General features: G+C 63.5%; 22 protein-coding genes and 1 pseudogene. 14 read left to right on the top strand and 9 right to left on the bottom strand.

Annotation, left to right across the window (positions count from 1 at the left end):
* Window positions 1-5 precede the first annotated feature (5 nt).
* Window positions 6-1,388 (top strand): cysteine--tRNA ligase, encoded by a 1,383-nt coding sequence (cysS, locus tag IEC33019_RS09755; RefSeq protein ID WP_070091220.1) that lies wholly within the window; start codon window positions 6-8, stop codon window positions 1,386-1,388.
* A 129-nt stretch (window positions 1,389-1,517) separates the two neighbouring features.
* On the opposite strand, the gene IEC33019_RS09750 is transcribed toward cysS, so the two are convergent.
* The 3 genes from IEC33019_RS09750 to IEC33019_RS09740 all read right to left on the bottom strand — a co-directional run bounded on the left by IEC33019_RS09750 (window position 1,518) and on the right by IEC33019_RS09740 (window position 4,888).
* Window positions 1,518-2,909 carry a sensor histidine kinase gene (locus IEC33019_RS09750; RefSeq protein WP_070091219.1) on the bottom strand — a complete coding sequence of 464 codons (1,392 nt, stop codon included), beginning with the start codon at window positions 2,907-2,909 and terminating at the stop codon, window positions 1,518-1,520.
* The gene (locus tag IEC33019_RS09745) at window positions 2,887-3,567 is read right to left on the bottom strand and encodes a response regulator transcription factor (protein ID WP_070091218.1); all 681 of its coding nucleotides are present in this window, start codon (window positions 3,565-3,567) and stop codon (window positions 2,887-2,889) included. Before IEC33019_RS09745 ends, IEC33019_RS09750 begins: the two co-directional genes overlap by 23 nt.
* A gap of 301 nt (window positions 3,568-3,868) precedes the next feature.
* A complete protein-coding gene (locus tag IEC33019_RS09740) occupies window positions 3,869-4,888 on the bottom strand; it encodes a branched-chain amino acid aminotransferase (protein ID WP_070091217.1) in 1,020 nt (339 codons plus the stop codon).
* A 311-nt stretch (window positions 4,889-5,199) separates the two neighbouring features.
* Here IEC33019_RS09740 and IEC33019_RS09735 point away from each other — a divergent pair, with 311 nt between their 5' ends.
* The 9 genes from IEC33019_RS09735 to IEC33019_RS09695 all read left to right on the top strand — a co-directional run bounded on the left by IEC33019_RS09735 (window position 5,200) and on the right by IEC33019_RS09695 (window position 11,210).
* On the top strand, window positions 5,200-6,033 hold the full coding sequence (locus IEC33019_RS09735) for an urease accessory protein UreD (protein WP_070091216.1): 834 nt from the start codon (window positions 5,200-5,202) through the stop codon (window positions 6,031-6,033).
* Between the two features lie 11 nt (window positions 6,034-6,044).
* On the top strand, window positions 6,045-6,347 hold the full coding sequence (locus tag IEC33019_RS09730) for an urease subunit gamma (protein ID WP_070091215.1): 303 nt from the start codon (window positions 6,045-6,047) through the stop codon (window positions 6,345-6,347).
* Between the two features lie 10 nt (window positions 6,348-6,357).
* The gene (locus tag IEC33019_RS09725; protein ID WP_070091214.1) at window positions 6,358-6,675 is read left to right on the top strand and encodes an urease subunit beta; all 318 of its coding nucleotides are present in this window, start codon (window positions 6,358-6,360) and stop codon (window positions 6,673-6,675) included.
* Window positions 6,672-8,375 (top strand): urease subunit alpha, encoded by a 1,704-nt coding sequence (ureC, locus tag IEC33019_RS09720; RefSeq protein WP_070091213.1) that lies wholly within the window; start codon window positions 6,672-6,674, stop codon window positions 8,373-8,375. Before IEC33019_RS09725 ends, ureC begins: the two co-directional genes overlap by 4 nt.
* A 9-nt stretch (window positions 8,376-8,384) precedes the next feature.
* Window positions 8,385-8,864 (top strand): urease accessory protein UreE, encoded by a 480-nt coding sequence (gene ureE, locus IEC33019_RS09715; RefSeq protein ID WP_070091212.1) that lies wholly within the window; start codon window positions 8,385-8,387, stop codon window positions 8,862-8,864.
* 19 nt (window positions 8,865-8,883) lie between these two features.
* Window positions 8,884-9,429, top strand: a complete 546-nt coding sequence (locus IEC33019_RS09710) for a HupE/UreJ family protein (protein ID WP_070091211.1) — start codon at window positions 8,884-8,886, stop codon at window positions 9,427-9,429.
* The gene (locus IEC33019_RS09705; protein ID WP_070091210.1) at window positions 9,429-10,103 is read left to right on the top strand and encodes an urease accessory protein UreF; all 675 of its coding nucleotides are present in this window, start codon (window positions 9,429-9,431) and stop codon (window positions 10,101-10,103) included. The genes IEC33019_RS09710 and IEC33019_RS09705 overlap by 1 nt, the downstream gene beginning before the upstream one ends.
* A gap of 11 nt (window positions 10,104-10,114) precedes the next feature.
* Window positions 10,115-10,774, top strand: coding sequence for an urease accessory protein UreG (ureG, locus tag IEC33019_RS09700; RefSeq protein ID WP_070091209.1), 660 nt, complete (start codon window positions 10,115-10,117; stop codon window positions 10,772-10,774).
* A gap of 217 nt (window positions 10,775-10,991) precedes the next feature.
* Window positions 10,992-11,210 (top strand): hypothetical protein, encoded by a 219-nt coding sequence (locus IEC33019_RS09695; protein ID WP_070091208.1) that lies wholly within the window; start codon window positions 10,992-10,994, stop codon window positions 11,208-11,210.
* A gap of 238 nt (window positions 11,211-11,448) precedes the next feature.
* Here IEC33019_RS09695 and IEC33019_RS09690 read toward each other — a convergent pair whose 3' ends face one another.
* Window positions 11,449-11,760: a hypothetical protein gene (locus IEC33019_RS09690; protein ID WP_070091207.1), complete on the bottom strand. Its 312-nt coding sequence runs from the start codon at window positions 11,758-11,760 to the stop codon at window positions 11,449-11,451.
* 182 nt (window positions 11,761-11,942) lie between these two features.
* Between IEC33019_RS09690 and sodC the strand changes: the two genes are divergently transcribed.
* Together sodC and IEC33019_RS09680 are read left to right on the top strand one after the other, a co-directional pair.
* A complete protein-coding gene (gene sodC / locus IEC33019_RS09685; RefSeq protein WP_070091206.1) occupies window positions 11,943-12,458 on the top strand; it encodes a superoxide dismutase family protein in 516 nt (171 codons plus the stop codon).
* A 209-nt stretch (window positions 12,459-12,667) separates the two neighbouring features.
* On the top strand, window positions 12,668-13,573 hold the full coding sequence (locus IEC33019_RS09680) for a LysR substrate-binding domain-containing protein (RefSeq protein ID WP_070091235.1): 906 nt from the start codon (window positions 12,668-12,670) through the stop codon (window positions 13,571-13,573).
* Between the two features lie 106 nt (window positions 13,574-13,679).
* Here the strand turns inward: IEC33019_RS09680 and IEC33019_RS09675 are convergent, their stop codons facing one another.
* Window positions 13,680-14,096, bottom strand: a complete 417-nt coding sequence (locus IEC33019_RS09675; protein WP_070091205.1) for a RidA family protein — start codon at window positions 14,094-14,096, stop codon at window positions 13,680-13,682.
* Window positions 14,097-15,453, bottom strand: a pseudogene (locus IEC33019_RS09670) (flavin-containing monooxygenase). It abuts the gene before it with no gap.
* Window positions 15,454-15,755: 302 nt separating this feature from the next.
* Here IEC33019_RS09670 and IEC33019_RS09665 point away from each other — a divergent pair.
* Window positions 15,756-16,430 carry a DUF1028 domain-containing protein gene (locus IEC33019_RS09665; RefSeq protein WP_070091203.1) on the top strand — a complete coding sequence of 225 codons (675 nt, stop codon included), beginning with the start codon at window positions 15,756-15,758 and terminating at the stop codon, window positions 16,428-16,430.
* Window positions 16,423-17,586: an acetylornithine deacetylase gene (gene argE / locus IEC33019_RS09660; protein ID WP_070091202.1), complete on the top strand. Its 1,164-nt coding sequence runs from the start codon at window positions 16,423-16,425 to the stop codon at window positions 17,584-17,586. The genes IEC33019_RS09665 and argE overlap by 8 nt, the downstream gene beginning before the upstream one ends.
* A gap of 47 nt (window positions 17,587-17,633) precedes the next feature.
* Here argE and IEC33019_RS09655 read toward each other — a convergent pair whose 3' ends face one another.
* From IEC33019_RS09655 to IEC33019_RS09645, 3 genes are all read right to left on the bottom strand, one after another.
* Window positions 17,634-18,902, bottom strand: coding sequence for a carbohydrate porin (locus IEC33019_RS09655; protein WP_070091201.1), 1,269 nt, complete (start codon window positions 18,900-18,902; stop codon window positions 17,634-17,636).
* A gap of 151 nt (window positions 18,903-19,053) precedes the next feature.
* Window positions 19,054-21,471, bottom strand: a complete 2,418-nt coding sequence (locus tag IEC33019_RS09650; RefSeq protein ID WP_070091200.1) for a glucose/quinate/shikimate family membrane-bound PQQ-dependent dehydrogenase — start codon at window positions 21,469-21,471, stop codon at window positions 19,054-19,056.
* Window positions 21,472-21,659: 188 nt separating this feature from the next.
* Window positions 21,660-22,268, bottom strand: coding sequence for a TetR/AcrR family transcriptional regulator (locus IEC33019_RS09645; RefSeq protein WP_070091199.1), 609 nt, complete (start codon window positions 22,266-22,268; stop codon window positions 21,660-21,662).
* Between the last annotated feature and the right edge of the window lie 22 nt (window positions 22,269-22,290).

The raw sequence follows: 22,290 nt of genomic DNA, 5'->3' as shown, positions 1-22,290 counted from the left end.
TCGCCGTGCTTACCATCTACAACACCCTGAGCAAGACCAAGGAAGCCTTCAAACCCCTGGACGGCAACAAGGTGCGCATGTACGTGTGCGGCATGACCGTGTACGACTACTGCCACCTGGGCCATGGTCGCAGCATGGTCGCCTTCGACCTGATCACCCGTTGGCTGCGCAAGAGCGGCTACGAGCTGACCTATGTGCGCAACATCACCGACATCGACGACAAGATCATCAACCGCGCCAATGACAACGGCGAGCGCTTCGATGAACTGACCGCGCGCATGATCGATGCCATGCACGAGGATGAGCGCCGTCTGAACATCCTGCCGCCCGATCAGGAGCCACGAGCCACCGATCACATCCCCGGCATGCACGCGATGATCCAGACCCTGATCGACAAGGGCTATGCCTACGCACCGGGCAATGGCGACGTGTACTACCGGGTCGGCAAGTTCGTCGGCTACGGCAAGCTGTCGCGGCGCAAGATCGAAGACCTGCGCATCGGCGCGCGGATCGAAGTCGGCGAGGCCAAGCAGGACCCGCTGGACTTCGTCCTATGGAAAGCCGCCAAGCCGGGCGAGCCGAGCTGGGAGTCGCCCTGGGGGCCTGGCCGTCCGGGTTGGCACATCGAATGCTCGGTGATGTCCACCTGCTGCCTGGGCGAGAGCTTCGATATCCACGGCGGCGGCAGCGACCTGGAGTTCCCGCACCACGAGAACGAGATCGCCCAGAGCGAGGCGGCCACCGGCAAGCCCTACGCCAACGCCTGGATGCACTGCGGCATGATCCGTATCAATGGCGAGAAGATGTCCAAGTCGTTGAACAACTTCTTCACCATCCGCGATGTGCTCGACAAGTATCACCCGGAGGTGGTGCGCTACCTGCTGGTAGCCAGTCACTACCGCAGCGCCATCAACTACTCCGAAGACAGCCTGCGTGAATCCAAGGGCGCCCTGGAGCGCTTCTATCACGCGCTGCGCGGTCTGCCGCGCGTCGAAGCCAAAGGGGGCGAGGAGTTCGTCGAGCGTTTCAGCGTCGCGATGAACGATGACTTCGGTACGCCGGAAGCCTGCGCCGTGCTGTTCGATCTGGTGCGCGAGATCAACCGCCTGCGTGAAAACGATCCAGAGGCCGCTGCAGGTCTGGCAGGTCGCCTGCGTGAACTGGGTGATGTGCTGGGCGTGCTGCAATTGGATGCGGACGACTTCCTGCGTGCCGGTGCAGAGGGCAAGGTCGATGCCGCCGAGGTGGAAGCTTTGATCCAGGCGCGCCTGCAGGCGCGTGCGGACAAGAACTGGGGCGAGTCCGACCGCATTCGCGACCAGCTGGCCGCCATGGGTGTGGTGCTGGAAGACAGCAAGGGCGCAACCACCTGGCGCCTGGCTGACTGACCGATGCCTGAGGGGCTGCTGCGCAGCCCTTTCGCGGCACGAGGCCGCTCCTACATCTTGTGCACCTGCTGTACACCTGTAGGGGCTGGCGACAGCCTGCGAGGGGGCGCGTAGCGGCGCCCCATTCGATTATCGAGACGTAGCGCCCACCGGGCAATGCAACACTAATTTGGCCCCGCCCAGCTCGCTGCTTCCCACCTCCAGGCGGAACCCATGCAGGTCGACGATCGCCGCGACGATCGACAATCCCAGCCCGAACCCGGGGTGGCGATGGCCTTCCTCACTGCGATAGAAACGCTTCAACACCGTTGCGCGCTCCTGCTCTGGAATCCCCGGCCCGCTGTCTTCGATGGCAATGGTCAGGCCGCTGGCATACTCACGCGCCTGGATCCGTACCTGCCCGCCCTGGGGAGTGAACTTGATGCCGTTGCCCACCAGATTGGCCAGCGCCTCGAACAGCAGTTCCCGGTCTCCATGCAGTGCCGGCAGTTGCGCCGGTTGCTCCAGGGTCAGGCGAATACCGCCATCTTCGGCCAGTGGCAGGTAGAAGTCGTGCAACTCCATCAGCAAGGCATGGGGATCGAGTTCGACGAATCCGGCGCGACGCTGACGGTCTTCCAGTTCGCTGATGCGCAGCAGGCCGCGAAAGCGCGCCATCAGCGTATCGGTTTCGGTAATCGCCTGTTCCAGGGCCTGGGCTTCGGGCGCGTTGTCACCGCTTTGCTGGCGAATCCGGTAAAGCTGTGCACGTAAACGGGTCAGAGGCGTGCGCAGGTCATGGGCGATGTTGTCGCAGACGCCTTTGACCTCGTGCATCAGCCGCTCGATGCGGTCGAGCATGGCGTTGACGATGGCCGCCAGCATGTCCAGTTCGTCGCGTCGCGCTGAGAGCGGCAGGCGATGGGTCAGGTCTCCGGCCACGATCAGCTCGGCCTGGGCCTGGATCGCTCGGATACGTTTGAGCGGTCGCCTGCGCAGCAGATACCACCCCGCGAAACCGGGGATCAAGGTCAGGGAGATGCCCCAGAGCAGGGCGTGGAGAATGATTCGGGTGACCACGAACAACGAACCGTTGTCGCGTACCAGCACTAGCCAACGGCCATCCTTTATGCGGATCGCCACGGCATCGCAGCTGTCGCGGGGCAGGTGCGGGTCATCCGCGTCCAGGCACCGTTTGAGTTCGTGGACTTCGCCGTCGAGCCCGAGCTCCGGCGGGATGAAGCGCACACGCCCTCCAATGGGGTTGAGCTGGGCGTCGAACAGCCCGTAGGCATCGAAGCCGCGCTCCTCGAACGCCTGGCTTGCGATCAGCGCGTCGTCTAGCTGCTTGCCGCTCATGTGAGAGAACAGGTGCTGGCGTTGCAGCATGGAGTGGCGGGTGAGCTTGTTCAGGTAGCTGGAAACCTCGAAGTACAGCACCCCCATGAGGATGCTGCTCCACGCCACGAAGAGGAAGCTGTACAGCGCCAGCAGGCGGCTGGTCGAGGAACTCCAGCCCTTAGACGGGTTCGGCAATGGCATAGCCGGAGCCCCGCACGGTACGGATGAGCGGGTTCTGGCCGGGCGGATCGATCTTCTTGCGCAGGCGACCGATGTGGACGTCGATCAGGTTGGTGCCGGGGTCGAAGTGGTAGCCCCAGACCTCCTCGAAGATCATCATCCGGGTGATGACCTGGCCGGCATGGCGCATCAGGTACTCCAACAGCTTGTATTCGGTGGGCAGCAGGTTGAGGGTCTGCTCGCCGCGGCGCGCTTCGTGACTGATCAGGTCCAGCTCGAGGTCGGCGACCTGCAGACGGGTCTGGGTCATGGGCACGCTGTTGCGCCGCAGCAGCACCTCGACCCGTGCGGCCATCTCATCGGAGGCGAACGGTTTGGTCAGGTAGTCGTCGCCGCCGGCGCGCAGGCCACGCACGCGCTCATCGACGTCCGACAGCGCGCTGATCATCAGGATGGGCGTGGCGATCTTCAGGTTGCGCAGGGTGGTGACGATGGTCAGGCCATCGACCTCGGGCAACATGCGGTCCAGGGTGATCAGGTCGTAGCCACCACCGATGGCCTTGGACAGGCCTTCACGGCCATTGTCGGCCCAGTCCACTTCCAGGCCATGGCTGGACAGTTCGGCGACGATCTCCTGGGCGGTGACGGCGTCGTCTTCGATGGTCAGTACGCGGGGCATGCTAGTACCTGGGCAGCGATTGGAGACTTGATTGTGCCAAAGAATAGACACTGTGCGATTTAAGAAAAATTCATCTGCTGCATCAAGACCTGATAGGCCTGTGTCTGCGGGAGCAAGATCACCTTTGGCGCTGCGGTGAACGGGTGGGCGCATTCGCGGGTGAACCCGCTCCTGCAAGGTTTGCGAGGTCCGGGAGGGAGCGGGTTTGCCCGCATAGGGCGCATCGGCAAAGGAGGGAGTGGCTAATGAAAACGGGGCATGCCATTGCTGGCATGCCCCGTTTTCAGGGGAGGGCGAAGCCTCAGGCGACCTTGACGATCCAGCCTGCTGGCGCTTCAACGTCGCCGCTCTGGATACCGGTCAGCTCGTTGTAGAGCTTCTGGGTGACCGGGCCGACTTTCTCCAGGTCATGGAACACATGCAGCTTGCCGTTGTACTCGATGCCGCCGATCGGGGTGATGACGGCGGCGGTACCGCAGGCACCGGCTTCGACGAAGCGATCGAGCTTGCTGATCTCGACGTCGCCTTCGACCACTTTCAGGCCCAGGCGCGAGGCAGCCAGTTCCATCAGCGACAGGCGGGTGATGCCCGGCAGGACGGAGGCCGATTTCGGGGTGACGAATTCGTTGTCCTTGGTGATACCGAAGAAGTTTGCCGAACCGACTTCCTCGATCTTGCTGTGGGTCAGCGGGTCCAGGTAGATGGCGTCAGCGAAGTTGTTCTTCTTCGCTTCGGCGCCTGGCATCAGGCTGGCCGCATAGTTGCCACCGACCTTGGCGGCGCCGGTGCCTTGTGGGGCGGCGCGGTCGTAGCTGGAGATCGTGAAGTTGTGCGGCTTCATGCCGCCCTTGAAGTACGAGCCGACCGGGATGGCGAAGATCGAGAAGATGAACTCCGGCGCGGTGCGCACGCCGATGTTGTCGCCAGTGCCGATGACGAACGGACGCAGGTAAAGGGCGCCTTTGCCGTGCGGCGGCACGAAGCGTTCGTTGGCCTTGACCACTTGCTTGCAGGCTTCGATGAATACATCGGTCGGCACCTGCGGCATCAGCAGGCGGGCGCAGCTGCGCTGCATGCGGGCGGCGTTCTGGTCAGGGCGGAACAGGTTGATCGAGCCGTCCTTGCAACGATAGGCCTTCAGGCCTTCGAAGCATTGCTGGCCATAGTGCAGGGCGGTGGAGCCTTCACTGATGTGCAGCACGTTGTCTTCGGTCAGGGTGCCTTTGTCCCACTCGCCGTTGCGCCATACGGACAGGTAGCGCTTGTCGGTCTTGATATAGTCGAAGCCCAGCTTGTCCCAGTTAATGCTCTCGTTACTCATGACACCCTCTTGTATTGCCTAGGGCCTGATCGCTCAGGCTGCTTTTATATGCGCACCTCGCCACGATAATACATCCGCCGCGGATCCGAAACGTCCAGTCATGAATTGGCCGGACGGGCGACTGGCTGGGGCAGCACTTGCGAAGATGCGGCGCGCTGAATCTTTTCACTCAGCCTCATCCGCAGAGTTGGCCCGTTATCTGCTGTGTCCCTGCCAAAGAATTTGATCAAGTGGTCAGGCCTGCGGGACGCTCAGTGCTGCACCTGACCCGCGTGGCGGCCATGAGGCCGCGTGTTTTCGGGGGCTGGTGGATGTCGTTGGCGCAGCACAAGGAGCAACTGGAGCAACAACCCGGCTGGAGCGCCTGCCTTCAGTTGCGCTTCATTCAGCGCGAGGGGGTGACCCGCCTTGGTGCGCGACGGCACTTCGGTCCTCTTTTGGTGCAGCGCCCGTTCCATCCCGAAGGTGCGCCGTGCCATGTCTATGTCCTGCATCCGCCAGGTGGCATCGTCGCAGGTGACCGACTGGAGCTGGATGTCCATCTCGAGCCTGGCAGTCACGCGCTGCTGACGATGCCGGGGGCGAGCAAGTTCTACCGCAGCATCGGGCCAACCGCGCGGCTCGAGCAGCGGTTCCATCTGGCGGCGGGCAGTACCCTGGAGTGGCTGCCCCAGGACAGCATCTTCTTCAGCGGCGCTCGCGCCAAGCTCGACAGCCGCTTCACGCTCGAACCTGGTGCCCGGTTGCTCGCCTGGGAAACCCTGTGCCTGGGCCGCCCTGTGATGGGGGAGCGCTTCGAACAGGGCGCGCTCGACAGCCGCCTGTGTATCGAACTGGCAGACGCCCCAGGGTTGCACGAGCGCCTGCGCATTGAAGCCGGTGGTTTGGAGAAGCTTGGTGGGCACCCTCTGATCGCCACCTTTTGCGCAGCGCCCGCCAACCCGGCGCTGCTCGAGCGCGTGCGCCAGGCTCTGGAGGGGCTGGGCAATCCTTCTGGCGCCACCTTGCTGGGCCCGTTGCTGGTGATCCGCCTGCTCGACCACGACAACCAACACCTGCAATCCACCCTGCAGCGCCTCTGGTACCTGCTGCGTCCGGCTGTTCTTGGCCTGACGCCGTGCCCGCCGCGCATCTGGGCCACCTGAGAGAGGCGCCTATGGAGCTGACCCCGAGAGAGAAAGACAAACTGTTGCTGTTCACCGCGGCATTGCTGGCCGAGCGGCGATTGGCCCGTGGCTTGAGGCTCAATTATCCAGAGGCGGTGGCGCTGATCAGCGCCGCAGTGCTCGAAGGCGCCCGTGATGGGCGTAGCGTCGCCGAGCTGATGAGCCTGGGCCGTGAAGTGCTGGGCCGAGGACAGGTGATGGAGGGCGTGCCCGAAATGCTCCATGACGTCCAGGTCGAGGCGACCTTCCCCGACGGTACCAAACTGGTGACCGTGCATGACCCCATCATCTGAGGAACCGAACATGATTCCCGGAGAAATCCAGGTCGCTGACGGCGACATCGAGCTCAACAAGGGCCGCCCGACTGTCAGCGTCAGCGTGGCCAACCATGGCGACCGACCGGTGCAGGTCGGGTCGCACTATCACTTCTACGAGGTCAATGATTGCCTGGTCTTCGAGCGTGAGATGGCCCGGGGCTATCGGCTGGACATCCCGGCCGGCACCGCCGTGCGTTTCGAGCCTGGGCAGGCCCGAACCGTGCGGTTGGTGGCCTATGCCGGCAAGCGGGAGGTGTATGGTTTCCAAGGCAAGGTAATGGGCGCACTGGAGGGCAGGGCATGAGTCGGATATCCCGTCAGGCCTATGCGGACATGTTCGGCCCGACCGTCGGCGACCGTGTGCGCTTGGCCGATACCGCCTTGTGGGTCGAGGTGGAAAAGGACTTCACGGTCTATGGCGAAGAGGTCAAGTTCGGCGGTGGCAAGGTTATCCGCGATGGCATGGGCCAGGGCCAGATGCTCGCCGCCGAGGCGATGGACCTGGTGCTGACCAACGCCTTGATCATCGATCACTGGGGCGTCGTCAAGGCCGATATCGGCGTGCGTCATGGGCGTATCGCGGCGATCGGCAAGGCGGGTAACCCTGATGTGCAGCCGAATGTGACCGTCCCCATCGGGCCGGGCACGGAGGTGATCGCCGCCGAGGGCAAGATCGTCACGGCTGGCGGAATCGACTCGCACATCCACTTCATCTGCCCGCAGCAGGTGGAGGAGGCGTTGACCAGCGGCGTTACCACATTCATTGGCGGCGGCACTGGGCCGGCCACCGGTACCAATGCCACCACCTGTACGCCCGGCCCGTGGTATCTGGCGCGTATGCTCCAGGCCGCGGATAGCCTGCCGATCAATATCGGCCTGCTGGGCAAAGGCAATGCTTCGCGGCCCGAAGCCTTGCAGGAACAGATCGCCGCCGGTGCGGTAGGCCTGAAACTGCACGAGGACTGGGGCTCAACGCCGGCAGCCATTGACTGCTGCCTGGGCGTGGCCGAGGCACTGGACATCCAGGTGGCGATCCACACCGACACGCTCAACGAGTCCGGGTGTATCGAGGACACCCTGGCCGCCATTGGTGATCGCACCATCCATACGTTCCACACCGAGGGCGCCGGTGGTGGTCATGCGCCGGACATCATCCGCGCGGCCGGGCAGGCCAATGTTCTGCCGTCCTCGACCAACCCGACGCTGCCCTACACCGTGAACACCGTCGATGAGCACCTGGACATGCTCATGGTCTGCCACCACCTGGACCCGAGCATCGCCGAGGACGTGGCCTTCGCCGAGTCGCGCATACGACGGGAGACCATCGCCGCCGAGGATATCCTGCACGACATGGGCGCCTTCGCCATGACCTCCTCGGACTCCCAGGCCATGGGCCGGGTGGGCGAAGTGGTGCTGCGCACCTGGCAGGTGGCGCATCAGATGAAGCTGCGCCGTGGGCCGCTGCCGCCTGACAGCGACTACAGCGACAACTTCCGGGTCAAGCGCTACATCGCCAAGTACACCCTCAATCCGGCACTGACCCACGGCATCGCCCATGAGGTGGGGTCGGTGGAGGTGGGCAAGCTCGCTGACCTGGTGCTCTGGTCGCCAGCTTTCTTCGCCGTCAAGCCTGCTTTGGTGCTCAAGGGCGGGATGATCGTCATGGCGCCCATGGGTGATATCAACGGCTCGATTCCGACGCCGCAACCGGTGCATTACCGACCGATGTTCGGCGCCCTCGGCGCCGCCCGGCAGGCCACGCGCATGACCTTTCTGCCTCAATTGGCGATGGACAGGGGCCTGGCGGAAACGCTTGGTCTGCGCAGCCTGATCGGTGTGGCCCATGGCTGTCGGCGAGTACGCAAGGCCGACATGGTCCACAACAGCCTGCAACCGCGCATCGAGGTGGATGCCCAGACCTATCAGGTGCGCGCCGACGGCGAACTGCTGGTGTGCGAGCCGGCCTGCGAACTGCCGCTGGCCCAGCGTTATTTTCTGTTCTGAGGAAAGCCCATGATTGTCCTGACCCGCCGGCTCACCGAAGCCGGCCCTGAGACTGGCAGCGTTACCCTGGACGTGGACAGCCGTATCAAGAGCCGTCTGCGCATCACTCTGGACGATGGCCGCGAGGCCGGTCTGATGCTTGAGCGAGGGCACCTGCTGCGTGGCGGCGAGCTGCTCGGTGATGCTGAAGGTCGCCATGTAGTGCGGGTGCTGGCCGCGCCCGAGCAGGTGTCCACGGTGCACTGCACCGATCCACTGTTGCTGGCCCGCGCGGCCTATCACCTGGGCAACCGCCATGTGCCTCTGCAGATCGAGCCTGGCCTGCTGCGTTTCCAGCACGACCATGTCCTGGACGACATGCTGCGCGGCTTGGGCCTGAGCGTGGTGACCGAGCGGGCGCCTTTCGAACCTGAAGCCGGCGCCTACCAGAGCGCGCCCCATCGCCACGACCACGATCACCCATTCGTGCGCCTGCCCGCCCATTGCTGAGCCATCCTGGGAGTTTTCAATGAAAAAGATGTTTGCTGTTGTCCTGCTGCTGGTGGCCCTGCCAGCCTTCGCCCACCCTGGCCACGACACCAGCCCTTTGCGCGATGGCCTGCTGCATCCGTTGACCGGTCTGGATCATTTGCTGATGTTGCTGGGAACCGGCGTGCTGACGGCCTTGACCCGACGGAGCCTGGGCCTGCCGCTGGCGACCTTGGCGATGATGATCGGCGGTGCGGTATTGGGCCACCTTTTCGGTGATGTGCTGGGCGTGGAGACGATGATCTGCGTGTCGCTATGGGTGATCGCAGGCGCCTTGCTGCTGCCTCGTCGGCAAAGGTTGCTGGCATGGGTCATGCCGATGTTCGCGCTGTTCCATGGCTGGGCCCATGGCGTGGAGGCGACGCCTAGCGGGTTCTGGCTGTTCGGCTCAGGCTTCATCCTGATCAGCACGCTGCTGCTGGCCGTGGGCTTTGCCGTGGGTTGCCTGTTGCGTCATCACAGGGGGCTGCAAAAGGCCGTAGGTGGCGGGATGCTGGCGGGGGCGGCCCTGGTACTGGCCAGTTGATGAACCACGACTTGGCGCTGCTGCGTCTGCTGCAACTGGCCAGCCCAGGTTTGCCCGTGGGCGGGTTCACCTATTCCCAGGGGTTGGAGTGGGCTGTGGAAGCCGGTTGGGTGCGCGACATTGCAACCTTCGCTGCCTGGCAGCGCGAGCAAGTGCACGACACCCTCGGTTATCTCGATTGGCCTGTTTTAGCGCGGCTCTATCATGCGTGCCAGGTCGATGATGCCGACGCGTTCGCTCATTGGAGCCGCTTCGTGCTGGCTAACCGTGAGACCGCCGAGCTGCGGCTGGAAGAACAACAGCGTGGCAGTGCACTGGCGCGCCTGCTCGATGGCTGGCAGCTGGGGCAGGCCCCGGCCTGGCGGGCCAGTCTCGAACTCAGCCAACTGAGCGGCATGGCCTGGCTTGGCGTGCACTGGTCCATACCGTTGCGTCAGTTGGCCTTGGGCCATGGTTTCGCCTGGCTCGAAAGTGCGGTGATGGCCGGGGTCAAGTTGGTGCCGTTCGGCCAGCAAGCCGCCCAGACGCTGCTGCGTGACATGGGGGAGGCGCTGCCTGCCGTGCTCGAGCGTGCCCTGGCGCTTGAGGATGACCAGCTCGGTGGCAGCCTGCCGCTGCTCGCCATCGCCTCGTCCCGTCACGAAACCCAATACACCCGTTTGTTCCGTTCTTGAGGAATACGTTCATGCAAAGTCATCAAAACCCCCTGCGCGTTGGGGTCGGCGGCCCGGTCGGCTCCGGCAAGACCGCATTGCTCGAAGCCCTGTGCAAGGCCATGCGCGACCATTACCAGATCGCTGTGGTCACCAACGACATCTATACCAAGGAAGATCAGCGCATCCTCACCGAGGCCGGTGCCCTGGAGCCTGAGCGTATCGTCGGGGTGGAGACCGGTGGTTGCCCGCACACGGCAATCCGCGAAGACGCCTCGATGAACCTGGCTGCCGTGGAGGCGCTGGCGCGCAAGTTTGGCAATCTGGATGTGATTTTCGTCGAAAGCGGAGGCGACAATCTCAGCGCGACGTTCAGCCCCGAGCTTGCTGACCTGACGATCTATGTCATCGATGTCGCCGAAGGTGAGAAGATTCCCCGCAAGGGAGGGCCAGGCATCACCAAGTCGGATTTTCTGGTGATCAACAAGACCGATCTGGCGCCTTATGTCGGCGCCTCGCTGGAGGTGATGGCGCGCGATACCCGACGCATGCGCCCTGAGCGGCCGTGGACTTTCAGCAATCTTAAGAAGGGGGAGGGGTTGCAGGCGGTGATCGATTTCGTCGTAGAGCGTGGGATGTTGAGGGGGGGTGAATGCGCAGTCCCGTGTGCCCTCACCCAAACCACTGCCTGACTACCTGGTCGGGGCTCCTACCCCTGAATGGGCTGGGCAGACAGGCGGGCGACTCAGGTGAATGCAGGGCTCTGTGGGGGAGCATTTCCGGATTACGGAGGGATCACTGGCTAGACGACAGTGGGCATGGGTGAAGGCCAAGGTCTCTCACCAGTCGGCAGGCGGGTCGAGAGGCTTCGCCTGCTCCATTGAAGTCAGAAATGCTTGAGAAAACGAAATGAAAAAACTTGCCTTAATTGCGCTGTTGATGACCGCGGGCCTGGCCCAGTTTGCCAACAGCACCGAGTCCGCTTCTGAAACGACGGCTTCACCGTTTGCCCAGGCCAACGCCGCCGACAACCTGCTGCTGAGTTACTGGACCCTCGAGCCGTCGTGCCCTGAGGGTACGGGGTGGACCGAGGTGGGCCACTGCCAGCCTTACTGGGACTTTGATTGATCGTCGTTGTAGATCAGCACTGATCTTGGCCACGCCACCGCCTGTGCTTCTCAGGCGGTGAGTGTGATCCGACGCTCTTAGCTCTGTACGAAAAGCCTTGATACTCGGTGATGCTGCGTTGAAAACAGCCTCGGAATGCTCATTTACAACCCGTAAAGTCGAGCGCGACTCCGACCGTTCCTCGGCTGTTTTCGCCTTGCCTGACTTTCGTCTCAAGACGTTTCATACAGACCCTAGCTCAAAGGCCTTTGCGCTGGTCGGTCGGATGGCCCTGCAGCGAGCCTTCGAGCTTGAGCGTCGCGCCATCGACCAGGGTCAACACCAGGTCCTCGACGGTGCCGGCCAGTCGGTCTGGAAAGATCGGCTGGCCATCCGGGTCGACATCGTCGTAATAGAACCGGGTGCCTTCCAGCCAGCCGACGGCGCTGTTGAGATCGGTGTCGAGGTAATACTTGCCATCGAGGAAGAAGCCCGAGAACTGCCAGGTGCGCTCCTCGTTGTCGACGGTATAGCGTTCGCCCGGTTGCATGCCGGTTGCAGAGTCGAGCATGGTGCAGCCCTCCTTGAGTGGATGCTGGGTAGAAAACACCGCTCTCGTAGAGGTTCCTTACACAAGACAGAAGTACTTCTGACTGTGATCGGATGGAATCGCTGGCAGCGTATGCAGTCCACCTGTCAGGTGGCGCGTCCAACCTGTACGACGCCCGTTGTTCCAAACCAAGGAGAAATCGCATGAAAGCACTGGTAATGACCGCCTTGCTGGTCACCGCCGGCCTTGCCCAGGCCGAACAAAAGGTGGAATTGAAGCTTGCCGGCCCGGACGGCCCAGGCAACTCGATCGGGACGATCACCCTCGCGCAGACGCCCTATGGCGCGTTGCTCACTCCGGATCTTGCCGGTCTGCCGCCCGGTGTGCATGGCTTCCACCTGCACCAGCGCCCTACGTGCGACCCGGCCGAGGAGAATGGCAAGCCTGTGCCGGCCGGTGCCGCCGGGGGCCACTGGGACCCTGCGGCGACCAACGCTCACAAGGGGCCGTATGACGCGGGTGGCCATCGCGGCGACCTGCCAGCGTTGTATGTCGGTGCCGACGGCAAGGCCACGACGCCGGTACTGGCGCCACGGCTAAAGGCAGACGATTTCAAGGGGCATGCCTTGATGGTGCATGCCGGTGGCGACAACCATAGCGACCATCCTGAAAAACTCGGTGGTGGTGGCGCCCGCGTCGCGTGCGGGGTGGTGCAGTGAGTGCATCCCCGGGTATGCAATGTGACATCGCAACGGCGTTGAGCGAGTCGTAGGCCGGGGCGTCTAGGCGGCCCTTTCGCGGGTAAACATCAAAAGTATGTTCAACCCATAGGCAAATCCTTGTTCGCCTAGGCGCCAGGGGGGCCGGCGCTAAGGTAAGGTGGCAGGAAAAATCCGCTACGCCGCCACGCGGCGTCAGAGAGGTGCCTGTGGCTTCCTATACCTTGCGTCAACTCAAGTATTTCGTCACCACGGTGGAGGCGGGCAGCGTCGCCGAGGCATCGCGCCAGTTGTACATCGCGCAGCCGTCGATCTCCACGGCCATCAAGAGCCTGGAAGAGAGCTTCGGCGTTCAGTTGTTCATCCGCCACCACGCCCAGGGCGTCTCGCTGACGCCCAGTGGCAAGCGCTTCTATGCCAAGACCAAGGCCTTGCTGCAGATGACCCATGAGTTCGAGCAGAACGCCTTGGCTGACAATGATACGGTGGCGGGGCAGATCGATATCGGCTGTTTCGAGACCGTGGCGCCGCTGTACCTGCCCAGGTTGATCGCAGGCTTTCGCGAGCGCTACCCAGGCGTGGACATCCGTCTGCGCGATGGCGAGCAGCAGGACCTGATCCAAGGCCTGACCGCCGGCACCTTCGACCTGGCCTTTCTCTACGATCATGATCTGGACGGCACCATTGAGGCCGAGCCCTTGATGCCACCGCAAAAGCCCTATGTGCTGCTGCCGGAGAAACACCGCTTCGCCAGTCAGGCCCAGGTATCGCTGCGTGATCTATGCCCGGAGCCGATGATCCTGCTCGACGTGGCGCCGAGCCGTACCTACTTCGTCAGCCTGTTCAACGAGATGGACCTGACGCCGAACATTGTCTTCAGTTCGCCATCGATCGAGATGGTGCGGGGGATGGTCGGGCAGGGGTTCGGGTTTTCGCTGCTGGTGACCCGGCCGCATTCCGAATACACCTACGATGGGCAGCGGCTGGTGACGGTGGACATCGCCGAGCCGGTAGCGCTGTCGGGCCTGGCGGCGGCGCGTTTGAAGCGTGTGCAACTGACCAAGCCTGCGCAGTTGTTCGTCGATTTCTGCCGGGAAGAACTGGCAAAACTCTGATTTTTTACCCGCCCTAAACAGGCAAGCCCGCTCCCTCAAGGTCATCCAAGTGGGAGCGGGCATGCCCGCGAGGGGGCTGCCAAGCAGCCCCTGCGATGCCGGAGTGTTACGCCTGATCCGGTACCACGGCGATGATATCGATCTCCATCAGCCATTCAGGCTGGGCCAAGCCCGCTACCACCAGCCCGGTGGAGATCGGGAACACCCCTTTGAGCCATTTGCCGACTTCCTGGTACACCGGCTCACGGAAACGTGGGTCGGTGATGTAGGTGGTGGTCTTGACGATGTGCGACATGTCCGAGCCGGCTTCCTCAAGCAGTTGCTTGACGTTTTTCATCGCTTGCTCGGCTTGGGCTCGAGGGTCGCCCAGACCCACCAAGCGGCCTTCGAAGTCGGTGCCGACCTGGCCGCGCACATAGATCGTGTTGCCGGCGCGCACTGCCTGGCAGAGGTCATTGTCCAGCGACTGATTGGGGTAGGTCGCCTTGGTGTTGAACATGCGAATACGGGTATGTGTAGGCATTCAGTGCGCTCCGAGGGTGCTGACTTTTTTGATCGAGGTTGAGGACTGCTCGGCATCCGTTTCACGCTGCTCGCGATCGCGGTAGGCCAGGTAGGTACGTTGGGTGGCGATGTGGCCGGCGACATGCTTGGCGTCGTGCCATACGCCCCAGATGAACGACGAGCCGCGGCGCGACAGCCAGGGCAGGCCGAGGAAGTACACGCCAGGCTCGCGGGACACGCCGCGTTGATGCTGTGGCTTGCCGTTGGCATCGAAGGTGTCGACCTGCAGCCAGCTGAAGTCCACGCCGTAGCCGGTGGCCCAGATGATGGTGTTGACCCCGGCCTTGGCCAGGTCGAGTTCGCGCAGCGGGTTGCTGATGCACTCAGGATCGGGCAGGCGCTTGCGGGCTTCGGGCTCCTCCGGCAGGTCCAGGCCGTTGCGCTCGATATAGGCATCGGCGGCATCCAGCAGGGCCAGGTAGTTCTCGTCGCCACGCCGGATGTTGTCGGCAAGATCAGCCTGGAAACGCACCATGCCCTCTTCGAACGACTGGGTCAGGCCGACCAGGGTCATGCCTTGGTGGGCGAGGGCACGGAAGTCCACGGTATGGCCGCCGCGGGCGCCACTGACGGCGATGGTCACGTGCTCACGGCCGGGTTTGGCGATTTCCGCGTCCCACTCACCCAGCACACCCAGCCACCAGCAGAAGTCGCGGTTGCGGTAGGCGCGCGGCGGGCGGTCGTGGGCGCCCACTGACAGGTACACCTGGCGTCCGGCGCGCATCAGTTCCTCTGCGATCTGCACGCCGGAGGAACCAGCACCGACTACCAGCACGGCGCCTTCGGGCAGTTGCTCGGGGTTGTAGTAGGCCGCCGAGTGGATCTGGTGCAGGCGCTCGTCCTTGGGTGCGATGGCCGGGATGACCGGGCGTTGGAACGGGCCGGTTGCGGCCACCACACGGTTGGCGTAAATCACGCCTTCGTTGGTTTCGATGGTGAAGCCAGGGCGATCAGCGTTGCGCACCACTTTCTTCACGTCGATGCCGGTGCGCACGGGCAGGTTGTACTTGCGTACGTAGGTTTCGAAATAGTCAGCGACTTGGTCCTTGCCGGCGAAGGCGTCGGGGTCCATGTCGAATTCCAGGCCTGGGAAGCGGTCATGCCAGACCGGGCCGTTGGCGACCAGCGAATCCCAGCGCCCGGTGCGCCAGGCCTCGGCGATGCGCTTGCGCTCCAGCACCAGGTGCGGCACGCCGAGTTTGCTCAGGTGTTCGCTCATGGCTACGCCGGCCTGGCCGGCGCCGACCACGAGGGTGTCGATTTCTATATTGTTCAATGTCATGTCTGAGCCCTTCTTGGAAGGCGGTTTTATTCAGGTCGGTTGGGTACCGCCTTTGCCTGGGGCCAGACTAGGGATGTGCTTTGAATCGCGAAAATATTATTTAGCTAATGCTTGCCTATAAATTACCGAAGGCCTTGAGCGACGGGGCTTTGAGCTGGGTTTTCGGCACTTTGGAAGTGCAATATTTCTTTATGTTTTATTGCCTTAGTTTTTTCCTTTTCTGGTCCTAGGAAAAAGTTGGTTTCGTGGGCCAATGGCTTCTGCCCAGAATGCCTCCATTCGCGCGAAAGTTTGTTTTCGCAAGTGTATTGGACAGACCCTCAGGAGCCCCAGAACATGACTTTCTCCATCATTGGCCGTTGCCAGGAAACCGGCCAGCTCGGTATCGCCATCAGCTCGTCGAGCATCGCGGTCGGCGCTCGTTGCCCTTGGGTGCGGGCAGGCGTCGGTGCGGTGGCCACACAGAACATCACCCTGCCCGCGTTGGGCCCGCAGATCCTCGATGCCCTGGAGCAGGGGCAGTTGCCGGCTGCGGCACTGGACCGGGTGCTCACGGCCAATGGCTGGAGCGAGTACCGCCAGGTGACGGTGATCGACAGCCAGGGGCAGGTGGCCTTGTTCACCGGCAAGGAAGCACTGGGCGTGCACAACGCAGTGGCGGGTGAGCAGTGCGCGGCGGCGGGCAACCTGTTGTCGTCGATCCACGTGATCGAGGCCATGGTTGCGGCCTTCGAACAAACGGCCGGGCACCTGGCCGATCGTCTGCTGGCGGCGATGCACGCGGCCATGGCCGCTGGTGGTGAAGCGGGGCCGGTGCATTCGGCAGCGATGAAGATTGCCGGTGAGCTAACTTGGCCGCTGGTGGACCTGCGGGTGGACTGGGCGGATGAAGACCCGATCGGTGCCCTGGACAAACTGTGGCAGGACTATCGCCCACAGATGCAGGACTACGTGACGCGCGCATTGAACCCCACGGCCGCGCCGAGCTATGGGGTGCCCGGCGATGAGTGAGTTGAACAGCCGCGAACTGTTGGCCCGGCTGGTGGGGTTTGCCACCGTCAGCCGCGAGTCCAATCTGGAGCTGATCGGCTTCATTCGCGATTACCTGGCCGGGCTGGGTGTGGACTGCGAGTTGTTCCACAACGAAGAGGGCACCAAGGCCAACCTGTTCGCCACCATTGGTCCCACGGACCGTGGCGGGGTGGTGTTGTCCGGGCACACCGACGTGGTGCCGGTCGAGGGGCAGGCGTGGACCGTCGAGCCTTTCGCGTTGACCGAACGTGATGGGCGTCTGTACGGGCGTGGTACGGCAGACATGAAAGGCTTCATCGCCTCGGTGTTGGCGGCGGTGCCGGCGTTTCTGGCGCAGCCGTTGAAATGGCCGGTGCACCTGGCGTTTTCCTACGATGAGGAAGTCGGCTGCCTGGGCGTGCGTTCCATGCTGGCTGCCCTCCAGCAACGCCCGCACAAGCCGCGCCTGTGCCTGATCGGCGAGCCCACCGAACTCAAGCCTGTGCTAGGCCACAAAGGCAAGCTGGCCATGCGCTGCCAGGTGCACGGCGCTGCGTGCCATTCGGCGTACGCGCCCTATGGGGTCAATGCGATCGAATACGCCGCGCGCCTGATCGGCAAGCTCGGCGAGATCGGCGATGGCCTGGCGCGTCCCGAGCATCACGACGAGCGCTTCGACCCGCCGTTCTCTACGGTGCAGACCGGCGTGATCAAAGGGGGGCGGGCGTTGAACATCGTCCCGGCCGAATGCGAGTTCGACTTCGAAGTGCGTGCCTTGCCGGGCTTCGAGGCCCAGGCGGTGGCCGACCAGTTGCAGACCTACGCCCAGGCCGAGCTGTTGCCGCGCATGCGCGCGGTCAGTGCTGACAGTGACATCCGTCTACAACCGCTCAGTGCCTACCCTGGCCTGGCGACCCCGGCGGACAGCGAAGCGGCGCAACTGGTGGCGATGCTCAGTGGCTCAGATGACTTCGGCACCGTGGCCTTCGGTACCGAGGGCGGGCTGTTCGATCAGGCGGGTATTGCGACGGTCGTCTGCGGGCCTGGCAGCATGGACCAGGGGCACAAGCCAGATGAGTTCGTCAGTGTCGAGCAGTTGAAGGCGTGCGATGCAATGTTGCTTCGCCTGGTCGAGCATCTGAGCGAGGCTCGATAGATCGTTGGGGGCGCGATGCGCCCCTTTCGCGACAAAAGTGCAAACGATCAGAAGCTGGCCTTGACCTGCAATCCCAGCACCAACGCATTGTCGATGCTCTGCCCGGAGAATGCGCCCGGTTCGATGATGTATTGCACATCCGGGCGCAGGTTCAGCCAGGGTGTGGCCTGGTAGCCGTAGCTCAGCTCGATCAACTGCTCGGCGCTGTCCAGGTGGGGGAAGTCCTGGCCGGCGGCTTGGGCGGCGTCTTGGAGCACATCGCGGCTACGCGGGTTGGGCACAGCGCGACCGTAGCCCAGGGCCAGGGTGTCGCGCGGGCGGCCTTCGAACGGCTTGTACAGCACGACGCCTGCGCCATACCACTTGGTGAATGGCGAGGCTGCTTTGCTCGAGGCAGAGTACTGGCCGAAGGCATGCAGGCTGCGGCCCGGCAAGGTCGCGTCGTTCCACACGGCCTGATCGATCAGCAGGTAGTGGCCGCCGCGGCCGGACACCTCGTCATCGCTGCCGATGCGTTTGGCGTCGGAGCTGTCGTAGTAGTAGCCGAGCTTGTACTCGCCAGGCAGCTCGCCTTGGCGCTTGTACACCAACTCGACCGGTACCACGGTGCCGGTGGTGTGCTTGGGCCCCAGGTGCCAGGCGCGGCTGGCGTTGCCGTTGCTCTCGGGATCGACGTTGAACGCTGCGAGACGCAATTGCCAGGCTGGCGTCAGGTCGTATTTGACCCGCACGCCCAGGTGGGCGTTGGGGTAGTTGGTCCAGCCGCTGCCGCCAGACATGTTCAACGGGTGGCCGCAGAAACCGGCGTTCATGAAGTTGCACAAGATCCCACTGTCCAGCCCGCCCAGGTCGTTGCCCATGGCCATGTAGCCCAGCTTTACGTTCAGTGCCGGGGTGAACAGGGTGCGCTCGTAACTCAGTTCGGTCAGGCGAGTGTAGAGGCCGCCGTAGTTTTCCTGGATCGGCAGCCGGTTGCCCACCAGGTCCTCGGAGGCGCTGTTGCCGCGTCGGTCGTTGACTGTCAGCTGGACCTTGCCAGCGTTGTCCAGGCCGTACAGCTTCGAGAGGTCGAACTGCACGCCGAGCTTGAGGTTCTGCGAGTAGCGTGCCGAACGCTGCAGGCCGCCGTGGGCGTTGTAGGCGGTCTCACCGCTGTAGTCGCCGGTGAACGTGATGCCGTCTTCCTGGAGCTGGTGGCGCAAGCCGCCCCAGTCGCCGGTCAGGGTGCTGCGGGTCATCAGGTCGCCGTCAGCCAGGGCGGTGGTGCTGGCCAGGGCCAGCGCAAGAGCGGAGGTGAAGCGAATAACGCGGGGCATTACGGAGTCTCGGGTTGTCAGTGAGGGCCCATTCGCGGGTAGACCTGCTGCCACAAAGGCTGCATCGAGCCTTTGTGGCAGCGGGTTCACCCACGAAGGGTGCGACGCGGTCTCAGTGAGGCGGTTTTACCCGCCAAGAAGACGGCGCGGTTTAAGGCAGGGCATAGGCCATCACGTAGTCGCCCCGGTCAGGGGACTGCCGCGCCCCGCCCGCAGTGACCACCACATACTGCTTGCCCGTCTTGGGCGATACGTAGGTCATCGGGCCGCCTTGGCTGCCGACAGGCAGGCGGGCTTTCCAGATCTCGTTGCCATTGCCGCTGTCGTAGGCGCGCAGGTAGAAGTCCTGGGTGCCGGCGATGAACACCAGGCCACCTTGGGTGGACAACGTGCCGCCGAGGGTCGGCAGGCCGATCTTGATCGGCAGGTGCATGCGGATGCCCAGGGGGCCGGTGTCTTCGACAGTTCCTACCGGTACCTGCCAGGCGATCTGGCGGGTCTTCATGTCGATGGCGGTCAGGGTGCCGAAAGGCGGTGCCTGGCAGGGGATGCCGGCCACCGACAGGAAGCGGTTCTTGTTCACCGCATAGGGGGTGCCCTTGAGGGGAACAGCGCCCATGCCGGTGTTCAGCGCCTCACCACCGGAGGTGGCCTGGCCTTTGTTTTGCGACGGGATCATCTGGATCCACAGGCCCAGGCGCATGTCGTTGACGAAGATGAAGCCATGCACCGGGTCGGTGGAGAGGCTGCCCCAGTTCATGCCACCGAGCGAGCCTGGGAAGCTCAACGAAAGATCGGTGCCGGGTGCGGTGTACAGGCCGTCGTAGCGCATCTTCTTGAAGTCGATGCGGCACAGCAGTTGGTCATACGGGGTGGCGCCCCACATGTCCGATTCGGTCAGGGTCTGCGCGCCGATCTGCGGCATACCGACCGATTTGGGCTGGGTCGGGGAATACGGCTCGTTGGGGATGTTGCCCGGCTTGACCGGCACTTCGTCGACCTGGGTCAGCGGCTTGCCGGTGGCACGATCGAGCACATAGATCTGCCCGGCTTTGGTGCCGATCACCACAGCCGGGACGGTCTTGCCGTTGTCCTGGGTGAAGTCGATCAGGCTCGGCTGCATGGGCAGGTCGAAGTCCCACAGGTCGTTGTGCACGGTCTGGAACACCCATTTCTGGTTGCCGGTAGTGGCGTCCAGGGCCAGCACCGAGGCGCCATAGGTGTGGTCCAGTTCGCTGCGCTCGACACCGTAGATGTCGGTGGAGGAGCTGCCCATCGGCAGGAAGACCGTGTTCATCGCCGGGTCATAGGACATCGGGGCCCAGCTGTTGGGCGTGCTGCGCACATAGGTGCGGTCACCCTGTGGGGCATTGCGGTCCTGCGGGTTGCCCGGATCGAACGCCCAGCGCATCTGCCCGGTGATCACGTCGAAGCCGCGGATCACGCCACCTGGCATGTCAGTCTGGACGTTGTCGGCCACCCGACCGCCGACCACGACGGTGGTGCCGGCCATCAATGGGGCGGAGGACAGTTGGTAATAGGAGTCTGGGACATCGCCCAGGCCGGCCTTGAGGTCGACTTGGCCGTTGTTGCCAAAGCCCTCGCAGAACGCGCCGGTATCGGCATCGACAGCGATCAGGCGGCCATCGATGGTGTTGGTCAGCAGGCGGCGCTGGCAGTTGGCACCCGCCGGGACGCTGGCGGCGACGATCGGCGAGCTGTTGGGTTGGGTGGGCTGGGCGATCTTGGCGCTGGCGTCGAAATAGGCCATGCCCCGGCAACGTTGCCAGACCTTGGACTGGGCGTTGATCGCGTTTTTCCACAGCTCCTTGCCGGTGTCCGCGTCCAGCGCGATCAGGTTGTTGTGCGGGGTGCAGATGAACACCTTGTCGCCCACCTGCAGCGGGGTCAGCTGGTCTTCGGCACCGTTGCCGTCGCTCAGGGCGATGTCGCCGGTGTGGTAGGTCCAGGCGACCTTGAGCTTGTTGACGTTGTCACGGTTGATCTGGTCCAGCGCGGCGAAGCGGCTGCCGCCTTCGGTGTTGCCGTAGTGGGCCCAGTCTTTCTGTGCCTGGCCGGGCTCGACCGGGGTCATGCCCGGGCCTTTACCGGTGGGGGCGACGCTGGGGTGGGCGACGAACATGTTGCCAACGCCGACTGCCAAGGCGATGGCCAGCACCCCAGCCACTGCGTAGCCACCACGACCGGCGCTGCCACCGCTGGCGCGCACCAGCATCGGATAGACCAGCGCCACCACCAGGCCGATGGCCGAGAACATGAACAGCCGCGAGAACAGCGGCCAGAACGTAAAGCCTGCATCGAGCACGGCCCAGATCGCCGTGGCGACCAGGAAGGCGGCGAACAGCCAGGCGCCGGCTGGCTTGCGGCGGGCGATGAGCACGCCGGCAACGGCCATGGCCAGGCCGCCGAGCAGGAAGTACCAGGAACCTCCCAAACCGACCAGCTTGATGCCGCCAGCGGCCAGGAGCAGGCCGAGCAAGGCGATGATCACGCCGAGCCCGACCAAGATGAATGTTGAGGCGCCAGAGGCGCGGGGTGTCTGTGTCATTGCCAGGGATCTCGCAGGTGGGACTCTGCGCAGTTTAGGCCCTTAGCTAGCTAATTAACAAGTTGGTACATTATTTTTCAGGGCAGATTGTCGCAGGTCTTGATCAACAAAATATCGATAAAAAGATTAGATCATGCGGCGAAAATCGCCAAAGAATGCCCTCTGAAAGCGCAAAAAGGTTTTTGCCGTCAAACCATGGATTCGGGGCGGCGCAGGCCTTCCATCAAGCACTTGAGGGCTGTCTTGACCCGTTCAGCCGCCTGTTGCGGGTCATCCTGGGCAATCACCCACATGCCGCTGTCGCCCATCGCTCCGTTGATCAGATGCGCCATCGCCACTGGGTCGAAGTCACGCAGTACGCCGGCCTGCTGCAGGTCCATCAATCCAGCGGCCATGGGGCCGATGTAGCTTTCTTCTTCGAGTTCACGCAGGCGGGGGCCGAGCACGGCGGGGGCATCCTGCAGCAGGATCCGGCGCAAGGCAGGGTCGTGGAGCAGGTCGTAGTAGTGCAGATAGGTGTCCAGGTATCCCTCCCACGGATCGGTATGGGTGGCGAAACGCTCATCGAGCGCCTGGTTGATCTCGTCGAGCAGGTGGGTCACCACGGCGGTGAACAGTCCGGCCTTGCCGCCGAAATGATGATGCAAGGCGCCCCGGGTGAGATCGGCCTCGGCGCAGAGTTCGTCCATGACCACGGCGGTGAAGCCTTTTTCGGCAAACTGGCGGCGGGCCACAGCGATCAGTCGCTCGGTGGTTTCGGCGCTCATGGCGGCGCGGGTACGACGAGGGGCAGGCATCGGCAACTCCAGGGAAATACGA

The sequence above is a fragment of the Pseudomonas putida genome (genome assembly GCF_002741075.1).
Taxonomy (GTDB): Bacteria; Pseudomonadota; Gammaproteobacteria; order Pseudomonadales; family Pseudomonadaceae; genus Aquipseudomonas; species Aquipseudomonas putida_T.
The sequence above is the reverse complement of the archived record's forward strand: the minus strand, read 5'-3'. Positions and strand labels throughout refer to the sequence as shown.

What these genes read in the sequence shown, in the direction of transcription:
- ureC (WP_070091213.1), top strand. Translation starts at nt 6,672, where the DNA reads ATGAGTCGGATATCCCGTCAGGCCTATGCGGACATGTTCGGCCCGACC.
- IEC33019_RS09645 (WP_070091199.1), bottom strand. Translation starts at nt 22,268, where the DNA reads ATGCCTGCCCCTCGTCGTACCCGCGCCGCCATGAGCGCCGAAACCACC.
- IEC33019_RS09750 (WP_070091219.1), bottom strand. Translation starts at nt 2,909, where the DNA reads ATGCCATTGCCGAACCCGTCTAAGGGCTGGAGTTCCTCGACCAGCCGC.
- IEC33019_RS09650 (WP_070091200.1), bottom strand. Translation starts at nt 21,471, where the DNA reads ATGACACAGACACCCCGCGCCTCTGGCGCCTCAACATTCATCTTGGTC.
- IEC33019_RS09730 (WP_070091215.1), top strand. Translation starts at nt 6,045, where the DNA reads ATGGAGCTGACCCCGAGAGAGAAAGACAAACTGTTGCTGTTCACCGCG.
- IEC33019_RS09655 (WP_070091201.1), bottom strand. Translation starts at nt 18,902, where the DNA reads ATGCCCCGCGTTATTCGCTTCACCTCCGCTCTTGCGCTGGCCCTGGCC.
- IEC33019_RS09675 (WP_070091205.1), bottom strand. Translation starts at nt 14,096, where the DNA reads ATGCCTACACATACCCGTATTCGCATGTTCAACACCAAGGCGACCTAC.
- ureG (WP_070091209.1), top strand. Translation starts at nt 10,115, where the DNA reads ATGCAAAGTCATCAAAACCCCCTGCGCGTTGGGGTCGGCGGCCCGGTC.
- IEC33019_RS09695 (WP_070091208.1), top strand. Translation starts at nt 10,992, where the DNA reads ATGAAAAAACTTGCCTTAATTGCGCTGTTGATGACCGCGGGCCTGGCC.
- sodC (WP_070091206.1), top strand. Translation starts at nt 11,943, where the DNA reads ATGAAAGCACTGGTAATGACCGCCTTGCTGGTCACCGCCGGCCTTGCC.
- ureE (WP_070091212.1), top strand. Translation starts at nt 8,385, where the DNA reads ATGATTGTCCTGACCCGCCGGCTCACCGAAGCCGGCCCTGAGACTGGC.
- IEC33019_RS09735 (WP_070091216.1), top strand. Translation starts at nt 5,200, where the DNA reads ATGTCGTTGGCGCAGCACAAGGAGCAACTGGAGCAACAACCCGGCTGG.
- IEC33019_RS09705 (WP_070091210.1), top strand. Translation starts at nt 9,429, where the DNA reads ATGAACCACGACTTGGCGCTGCTGCGTCTGCTGCAACTGGCCAGCCCA.
- IEC33019_RS09725 (WP_070091214.1), top strand. Translation starts at nt 6,358, where the DNA reads ATGATTCCCGGAGAAATCCAGGTCGCTGACGGCGACATCGAGCTCAAC.
- IEC33019_RS09690 (WP_070091207.1), bottom strand. Translation starts at nt 11,760, where the DNA reads ATGCTCGACTCTGCAACCGGCATGCAACCGGGCGAACGCTATACCGTC.
- argE (WP_070091202.1), top strand. Translation starts at nt 16,423, where the DNA reads ATGAGTGAGTTGAACAGCCGCGAACTGTTGGCCCGGCTGGTGGGGTTT.
- IEC33019_RS09745 (WP_070091218.1), bottom strand. Translation starts at nt 3,567, where the DNA reads ATGCCCCGCGTACTGACCATCGAAGACGACGCCGTCACCGCCCAGGAG.
- IEC33019_RS09740 (WP_070091217.1), bottom strand. Translation starts at nt 4,888, where the DNA reads ATGAGTAACGAGAGCATTAACTGGGACAAGCTGGGCTTCGACTATATC.
- IEC33019_RS09710 (WP_070091211.1), top strand. Translation starts at nt 8,884, where the DNA reads ATGAAAAAGATGTTTGCTGTTGTCCTGCTGCTGGTGGCCCTGCCAGCC.
- IEC33019_RS09665 (WP_070091203.1), top strand. Translation starts at nt 15,756, where the DNA reads ATGACTTTCTCCATCATTGGCCGTTGCCAGGAAACCGGCCAGCTCGGT.